Below are 7,810 nucleotides of genomic sequence, written 5' to 3' on the forward strand. Positions count from 1 at the left end.
CGCGCCGCCCAGCGATAGCGGCGTGAAACGACGGCGGCATCGCGGGCGCGCACGGCCCCGGTGCGGCGCGGCAGCAGGCGCGCCAGCCCCCGCCCGATCACCAGCCCCGCATCGCCCGCGGCCGGCGGCGGCGCGTACGACATCTCGTTGGCGCGCGGGCCAAAGCGCGGCAGCGCGAGCGCGAACCGCCGCGCGCCCATCCACGCCAGCCCGGCGGCGAGCGCCGCGAAACCCAGCACCCACGCCGCGGGCGGCACCGCGTCCGCGATGCTCAAGCGCGCGGCGAACGCACCGAACACCAGCGGGGCCATGGGCGCCCATACCAGCGGGCCGGCGTCGATCAGCTCACGGTCCGGCGCGAACATCATGGACGTAAGCGCCACGCGGCGTCCGGGCGCCACCATCCGCCGCGCGGCGCCCGTCAGCGCGAACACCGCCGTCCCCCACGCCACCACGGCGCCTGCGAGCGCCACCATCACCGGAGCGAGGTCCAGCGTGCCGCTCGCGGCGTACGGAACCATCAGCGCGGCCACGATCAGCAGCGCCAGCAGGGCCAGGCGCAGCGCGCGCAGCCAGAACGATGCGGAGGGCGGCACGCCCAAGCGGCGGAGAAGCGCGTCGTCCGCGGGGCGGAAAAGGATGGGATACGCCCAGAACCCGACCGGCCCGCTCACCAGCAGCCCCAGCGCGATGGCGCCATCGCCGTCCCTTGCATCCACCCGCACCGAGTCCGCGCCGAACCACAGCGCCGCCACGCCGACGGAAAGCGGGAGCAGGATCGCGATCCACGCACCCGGCCGCGGATGCCGCACCGAATCCGCCAGCCGCCGCGCTTCAAGCCGCAGCAGGAGCGAAAGCGCGCCCCGCCCCGCCGACCGGTCCATGTTCACCCCGGATCGCCGCGGTCGTGCATGCGGGCTGCGATCCGGGCCTCGTAGCCGCGGTCCGTAGGCTCGTAGAAGCGCTCGTCCGCCAGTTCGTCCGGCAGCGTCTGCATGGGCGTGTAGCCGCCGGGAAAGTCGTGGGCGTACTTGTAGCCCTCGCCGAAGCCCCACTCCTTCATCAACGACGTGGTCGGGTTGCGCAGGTGCAGCGGAATGGGCGCGTCCGGATGCTCCTTTGCCGCCTGCGACGCGGCGCCGCCCGCCATGTACGCCCGGTTGCTCTTGGGCGCGTTGGCGACGTAGAGAATGGCGTTGTACAGCGGCAGCATCCCCTCCGGATGCCCCAGCCGCTCGTACGCCAGCATGGCGTTCACGCACACGATCCCCGCCTGCGGATCGGCCAGCCCCACGTCCTCGTACGCCGCGGCGATCAGGCGGCGGAACACCGTCTTGGGGTCTTCGCCGGACTGGATCATCCGCATGGCCCAGTACAGCGCGCCGGACCCGGTGCTCGCCCGCAGCGACTTGTGGAACGCGGAGAGCATCTCGTACATGAGCGAGGTGTCGTACCGCGCCGTGGGCCGCTGCAGCGCCTCGCGGATCTCCTCCGGCGTAATGCGTCCGCCCTCCCCCGCCAACCGCGCGGCGATCTCCAGCCCGGTGAGCGCCTGCCGCGCGTCCCCGCCCGTGTGGCGCACCAGCACGTCTTCCGCTTCGGGGTCGATGGAGAGCCCCGCGCCGCCCAGCCCGCGCTCTTCGTCCTGCAGCGCGCGGCGAACCACGGCGCGCACGTCATCCTCCGAAAGCGGCTCCAGCACCAGAACGCGGGAGCGCGACAGCACGGCGGGGTTGATTTCGAACGCCGGATGCTCCGTGGTGGCGCCCACCAGCGTCATCAGCCCTGACTCGATGCCGGGGAGCAGAAAATCCTGCTGCCCCTTGTTCAGGCGATGAATCTCGTCCACGAACAGCAGCGTGCGCCGCCCCGCCTTGCGCCGCGTTTCCGCCTCCTTCACCACCTCACGCAGCCGCGGCACCCCTTCGCTCACGGCGTTGAAGGGAACGAACGAGTAGCCGCTGTCGCCGGCGATCACGCGGGCCAGCGTCGTTTTTCCCGTTCCCGGCGGGCCGTGCAGGATCAGGTTGGGCAGATGGCCGGTCGCCAGCAGCTTGCGCAGCGTGCCCTCCGGGCCGGCCAGGGCGGGCTGGCCCACGATCTCGTCCAGCGAGCGCGGCCGCATCCGCTCCGCCAGCGGCGCGGAGGATGGCGGGGCGGGCGGGTCGTCGCGTCGGTCCGAGGGGGGCTCCGGCTCGCCGAACAGGGACAGGTCGCTCATGGCTGCACCCAGCGCCGAAGCAGCAGGTAGGTGGCGTAGAAGAGCCCCGCGCCCAGGAACAGGGCCAGGGCGCTGGGCAGGTCGCGCTTCTTCTGCACCTCGGGCACCAGGTTGCTGGCGCCCACGTACAGCGTCACCCCCGCGCTCAGCGCCAGCCCGGTGGTGGAAAGCAGCTTCACGTACTGGGTCAGAATAACGCCCAGCATGGTGGACGCGCCCAGCAGCAGCACCGCGCCGATGGCCCGCCGGCGCGAGTTGCCGCTGGCGAGCATGATGGAGGCGACGGTGACCCCTTCCGGCATCTTGTGCAGCAGGATGGCCACGAAGACGAGCAGCCCCAGCCACTCGCCCGCCTGAAACCCGCTGGCGATGGCGACGCCGTCAAAAAAGGTGTGCAGCAGCAGCCCCATGAGCGCGGCCGTCCCCACCGACCGGTCCACCATGGCGTGCTTGTGCGTTTCTTCGCCGAAATGGAAGTGCGGCGTGAGCACGTGCTGCGTCAGGTGCACCAGCAGGTACCCGATCAGCACGGCCAGCACGGCGCTTTCGCCCGCTTCCATGGCGTGCGGAATCATCCCCACGAGCGCCGTGGCGATCATGAAGCCCGAGCCGAACGCCATCATCAGGCGCTGCGTGGCACGGCCCGTGGCGGAGGGCGCGGTGATCACCAGGCCGCCCAGAAGGTTCGCCCCGGCCGCGGCGAGGGCGTAGAGAAGCGCGGTCTGCAACGTGACGGGTGTCCGCGTCCGGGAAAGTGCGAGCGAGCGCGGCAAAGTGGCCGCCGCACGGGAACGCTGTCAACCGGCGGCGGACTCCAGCACCACGAAGGCGGCGGCCGTGTCGCCGGTGTGCGTCATGCTCAGGTGAATGCGCCCGATCCCGCGTTCCGCCGCCCGTTCCGCGGCGCGCCCGCTCAGGCGGATGGAGGGCGCGCCGGAGGGTGCGGACACCACTTCCACCTCCGTCCACCGCCCGCCCAGCCCCCATCCCGTGCCCAGCGCCTTGAAGTACGCCTCCTTGGCCGCGAACCGCGCCGCGAACGATTCGCTGGACGACCGGGAGGCCAGGCAGCGCTCCGTCTCGGCCGGGGTAAAGAAGCGGGCGGCCGCTGCGGCACCCTTGCGGTCCATCAGTTCGCGGACACGGGAGATGGAGACCAGGTCGGTGCCAATGCCCACGATCATGGCGCCGGCCTTGCGCACACGCGGGCGGACCCGCAACGTAGCCGCGCCGCGCCCGGCGCGGCACGGGTCTGGCGAATCGCCCGCCCGCCGCCGGACGAGCGCGGCATCACCCCTGTTGATTGACGAGGAGACGTGGCACGATCCCCCTGGAAAAGCAGGTTCCGCCTGGGCGCGGTGATTGCCGCGGGCACCGCTGCGGGCATTGCCATGGGGTGGCTGCTGGTGCACCTGCTCATCAAGAACTAGCCCCGGCTGTCGTTTTCTGTGGGATGACGGGCGACGCACCTTCACGGTTCGTCGCCCGTCCGCGTTCCGGCGCTTGCGCTGCACACACCGCCGTGCGCCTGACCCCGCGATGGTGCCACGCGCCGCGACTGTGAGGCGCATCACCCGTTGTCCGGAGAAAGCCTCCAGCCGCCGCTTCGGCGTGTCCGCGTCATCCTGAGACGTGTTGAGAAACCCGCTTGTTGTAACGCCTCGGCCTGTGAGTGTCATTCTGAGGGCGGCGCCCGGCGGGGCCGATCCGGTGCTCCAACTCTGGCGCCGACTGAAGAATCCCGCCACACGGCAGCCGACGCACGACAGGCTGCGTGGCGCGCTCCCGACCCGCGTACGCCGCGAGGAGGCCGGAGGACGCCGCGCCGGGCAGCGGCCACACGGATGCTTCGGTCCGGGTTCCTTCCGTCGCACAGGGTCTGGCGTGAGTGAACGGCTCAGTGCGCTGCTCCTTCAGGGTGACACTCACGCGCCGAAGCGGCACAAGTGAGTTTCTCAACGCCCTCTGAGGGAGCGTCGCACCGCGCCCTGCGCCCGCACCGAACCGTCTGCGACCGAAGGATCCCCGGGCCGATGCGTCGGCGGGGAAGCTGGCCGGCGCGGCACGCCCTGGACTCCTCCGACGCCCGAGAGGCCGGGGCACGCCACGCAACCGGCCCTGCATCCGAGGCCATGCGGCGGGATTCTTCAGTCGGCGCCAGAGCCCGAGCAGCAGACGCCCCGCTCGGCGCCTCCTTCAGAATGACACGCGCGCTTTCGTGCGGGCGGAAGCCGGGCTTGGCGCACCGTCACACGGCGCGTTCCGCACGTCGCTCCGCCTACGGCAGCACGCGGCGCGCCCAGAGAAAGATGCGCCGCAGTTCCCGCTCGTAGCTGCGCCGGCCCGCCATGTCGTTGCGCCCCACCCCGGCGTTGCCCAATGAGGCGTGGATGATCTGCGACCCGCCCACGGACATCGTGACGTGCGTGCAGCGGCCGGGCTGCTCCGCGTAGAACAGAAGGTCGCCGGGCAGGAGGTTCTGGAAGTTCTCCCCCGGATCCACCGGCTCCCCCACCCGGCTCTGCTGGTCGGAGTCGCGCGGCAGGTGGTGCCCGTGCATCCGGTGCACCGCCTGGACGAACCCCGAGCAGTCCACCCCGCCCATGGTGATTCCGCCCCACAGGTACGGCACCCCCAGCCACCGCGGCGCCGTCGCGCAGATGGCCGTGGGGTCGGTGGGAAAGCCGATCGCCCGCGCCCCCAGCGGAATCACCTCGCCCCGCACGTGCCCCGTGCGCCCGTCGGGAAGCCGCGCCAGCCCGCTTCCCAGCCGCGTGATGCGCGCGTTCCACGGGAGCCGCGCCATGATCTCGCCGTCGTCGCCCACCACCTCGGCGCCCAGCGAAATCCACACGTCGCCGTCCGCGCCCATCTCCCACGCGCGGGCGCCGGCCTCGTCCATCAGCGCCACGTACCCGGCGTGAATCCACCCGATGTACCCGTCCGGCCCCTTGCACTGCAGCCAACGCCCCTCGCGCCGGAACACGATGAGCCGGCTCCCGAGCACGGACTGCGACACCTGCGTGGACTGAATGCGCGGCCCGCCCAGCATGGGCGCCACCGCCGCGGACACCACGGCGTGCACCAGCTCGTCCGGGTGCGCCTCGGGCAGAAGCTGCACCCGGTCCGCCACCTCCGTCCACTCCGTGAGTCCGGCGGCGCGGCGGTGCAGTTCCTCCGCGGCGGCGGGCTCGGAGGTGAAGCCCACAAAGGCCACGCGGTCCCCGTGCACCTCCACGTCCACCTCGAACACGGCGGTGCGCGGGTCGGGGGCGTACGCGTCGCGCACCTCCTGCACCAGTTCCTTGAGCGCCTCCGTGGAGCCCTTCATCATCGCGGCAGGCATTCGTCCAGCACCTCCATCACGCGCGCCATGTCTTCCGGCTGGTTGTACAGGTGAGGCGCCAACCGGATGGCACCCTCGCGAACCACGCATCCCACCCCCGCCCGCTGCATCGCCCCGTACGCACCGCGCACGTCCTCCGGCCGGAACGCAAAGATCCCCGACCGCCGCTCCGGCGCCATGTCGCTGGTGATCACCACGCCGCGCGCATGCAGCCACGCCGCCAGCGGGTCGATCAGCCCGGCCACGTGCGCCTGCACCCGTGCGGGGTCCGCGGCCAGCAGCAGCTCCAGCGACTCCGCCATCCCCGCGTAGTCCTGCCAGGGCTGGGTGGACACCTCGAAGCGCCGCGCCCCGGGCAGCCACTCCGTCCCGTAGTCCAGCACCCGCTCCAGGTCGGCGGAGGCCGCCTGCCCCGTCCAGCCGACCACGGCGGGCTCCATCCGCCCGATCAGCTCCCGCCGCACGTACGTGAATCCGGTGCCGAAGGGCGAGCACAGCCACTTCTGCGCGCCCGTGGCCAGCACGTCGATCCCCGCCGCGCGCACGTCCAGCGGAAGCTGGCCCACCGCCTGGATGCCGTCCACCACGAACCAGGCGCCGTACCGCCCGCACGCCGCGCCCAGCGTGGCCAGGTCGGCGCGCCATCCGTCCGTGAACTGCACGGCGGAGATGGCCAGCATCGCCACGTCTCCGCGCGCCAGCTCCTCCATCAGCCGCGCCTCGTCCGGGTGCCCGTGCTCATCCGCGGGGATGACGGAGAGCGTGACGCCCGCCGTGCGCTCCAGCGCCATCCACGGATACACGTTCGCGGGGAACTCGCGGTCGCTGATCAGCACGCGCGATCCGCGCCGCAAGGGCAGGCAGAGCGCGGCCAGGTTCAGCCCGAAGCTGGTGTTGGGGAGGAGCGCGATCTCGTCCGCCTCCGCGCCGATGAGCGACGACGCCAGCCGGCGGCAGCGCGCGGCCGTCGGCTCGAAGTCGTCGCCCCGCATGCGGTGGATGTCCGCGCGGCGCAGGGTGTAGGCATCCACGGCCCGCCGGGCGCGTTCCGGCAGCGGCCCCATGGAGGCGGCGTTCAGGTACGGCGCCCGGGCGACGTACGGAAACTGTTCGTCCCGCAACGCCCGGAAGTCCGGCGCGGCGGCGTGCGGAAGCGCGTCCAGCGGCAATTCGCGTCCAGTGCGGGTTTCGGGATGCGGCCGGCGCAAGCATAATCCCCCGGTCCCCACGCCGACAAGGCCGCGCCGCCCCGCACCCGACCCATGAAGATCACCGCGCTGGAGCCGCAGAAGCACGCCGCAGAACGGGTCAGCCTGTTCATCGACGGCGTGTTCCGGATGGGACTGGCCCTGGAGCTCGCCCACGCGGCGCACCTTCGCGTGGGCGAAACCATCACCGAATCGCGCCTGGCCGAGCTGGAGCGCAAGGACCGCGGATGGCAGGCGCGCGACGCCGCGCTGCACCTGCTGGCCGTGCGCCCGCGCAGCGCCGCCGAGCTCACCCGCCGCCTGCGGATGAAGGGGTACGAGCCGGAACTGGCGGCGGAGGTGGTGGAGCGCATGCGCGAGCTGGGGATGATCGACGACGCGGCGTTCGCGGGGATGCTGGTGCGCGACCGGGTGCGCCTGCGCCCGCAGGGCACGCGCAGGCTGCAGAACGAGCTGCGCGCCAAGGGCGTGGACGCCGAGATCGCCCGCGACGCCATCCGCGAAACCATGGAGGGCGAGGGGACCGACGACCTGGAACTGGCCCTGCGCGCGGCGCAGAAGTGGAAGCCGCGGGCCGGCGAGGAGCCGGACCGGGCGCGGCGGCGGCTGCACGGCTACCTGGCCCGCCGCGGCTTTGGCGGCGACGCCATCCGCGAGGCGATGGACCAGGTGCTTCCGCGCAGCGGATACGACGGATAACGAGTGGGCCCGCCGCGATGCTCCGCGGCGGGCCCCAGTGTTTACCGGACGACGATCCGTCCCGGTCAGACGGACACCGTGATTTCCGTTTCCGCCTCCACCGGGCGGCTGGTGTCCAGGTTCACCGCGGGGCGGAATACCAGTTCCGAGGCCCAACGGCGCACGCGGTCGTCGTAGCCGCGGTTCCCCGTGCTGGTCACCAGGCGGGCGCTGCGCACCCGGCCGCGGATGTCCACCAGCAGGCGGATGGCCACGTCCTGGCTGGCCACGCCGCGCGGCCGGTCGGGCGGAATCAGCAGCAGGTCCGTTTCCGGCGGCTTGATGCGGCTTCCCCCG

Annotated in this window: 7 protein-coding genes and 1 pseudogene; 1 reads left to right on the forward strand and 7 read right to left on the reverse strand. The window is 72.3% G+C overall.

The genetic code is table 11. The features are described 5' to 3' along the window. From VF665_RS10265 to VF665_RS10290, 6 genes and pseudogenes are all read right to left on the reverse strand, one after another. Nucleotides 1-890 (reverse strand): annotated as a pseudogene (locus VF665_RS10265) (hypothetical protein); the annotation flags it as partial. Further along, nucleotides 887-2,221 carry a replication-associated recombination protein A gene (locus tag VF665_RS10270; protein ID WP_331053332.1) on the reverse strand — a complete coding sequence of 445 codons (1,335 nt, stop codon included), beginning with the start codon at nt 2,219-2,221 and terminating at the stop codon, nt 887-889. The pseudogene VF665_RS10265 and the gene VF665_RS10270, both read right to left, overlap by 4 nt. Continuing rightward, complete coding sequence (locus VF665_RS10275; RefSeq protein WP_331053333.1) at nt 2,218-2,949, reverse strand: ZIP family metal transporter; 732 nt, start codon at nt 2,947-2,949, stop codon at nt 2,218-2,220. Before VF665_RS10275 ends, VF665_RS10270 begins: the two co-directional genes overlap by 4 nt. Nucleotides 2,950-3,018: 69 nt before the next feature. Next, nucleotides 3,019-3,405 carry a holo-ACP synthase gene (locus tag VF665_RS10280; RefSeq protein ID WP_331053334.1) on the reverse strand — a complete coding sequence of 129 codons (387 nt, stop codon included), beginning with the start codon at nt 3,403-3,405 and terminating at the stop codon, nt 3,019-3,021. 1,094 nt (nt 3,406-4,499) lie between these two features. Beyond that, the gene (locus tag VF665_RS10285) at nt 4,500-5,552 is read right to left on the reverse strand and encodes a C40 family peptidase (RefSeq protein WP_331053335.1); all 1,053 of its coding nucleotides are present in this window, start codon (nt 5,550-5,552) and stop codon (nt 4,500-4,502) included. Continuing rightward, on the reverse strand, nt 5,552-6,736 hold the full coding sequence (locus tag VF665_RS10290) for an aminotransferase class V-fold PLP-dependent enzyme (RefSeq protein ID WP_331053336.1): 1,185 nt from the start codon (nt 6,734-6,736) through the stop codon (nt 5,552-5,554). The genes VF665_RS10285 and VF665_RS10290 overlap by 1 nt, the downstream gene beginning before the upstream one ends. Nucleotides 6,737-6,829: 93 nt before the next feature. Here VF665_RS10290 and VF665_RS10295 point away from each other — a divergent pair, with 93 nt between their 5' ends. Then, nucleotides 6,830-7,474 carry a regulatory protein RecX gene (locus tag VF665_RS10295; protein ID WP_331053337.1) on the forward strand — a complete coding sequence of 215 codons (645 nt, stop codon included), beginning with the start codon at nt 6,830-6,832 and terminating at the stop codon, nt 7,472-7,474. A gap of 65 nt (nt 7,475-7,539) precedes the next feature. On the opposite strand, the gene VF665_RS10300 is transcribed toward VF665_RS10295, so the two are convergent. Then, nucleotides 7,540-7,810 (reverse strand): hypothetical protein (locus VF665_RS10300; protein ID WP_331053338.1); only part of this gene is annotated, 271 nt, incomplete at its 5' end.

The organism is Longimicrobium sp., assembly GCF_036387355.1.
Lineage (GTDB): Bacteria > Gemmatimonadota > Gemmatimonadetes > Longimicrobiales > Longimicrobiaceae > Longimicrobium.

Coding starts and splice junctions, on each gene's coding strand:
- VF665_RS10270 (WP_331053332.1), bottom strand. CDS start 2,221: ATGAGCGACCTGTCCCTGTTCGGCGAGCCGGAGCCCCCCTCGGACCGA.
- VF665_RS10280 (WP_331053334.1), bottom strand. CDS start 3,405: ATGATCGTGGGCATTGGCACCGACCTGGTCTCCATCTCCCGTGTCCGC.
- VF665_RS10285 (WP_331053335.1), bottom strand. CDS start 5,552: ATGAAGGGCTCCACGGAGGCGCTCAAGGAACTGGTGCAGGAGGTGCGC.
- VF665_RS10295 (WP_331053337.1), top strand. CDS start 6,830: ATGAAGATCACCGCGCTGGAGCCGCAGAAGCACGCCGCAGAACGGGTC.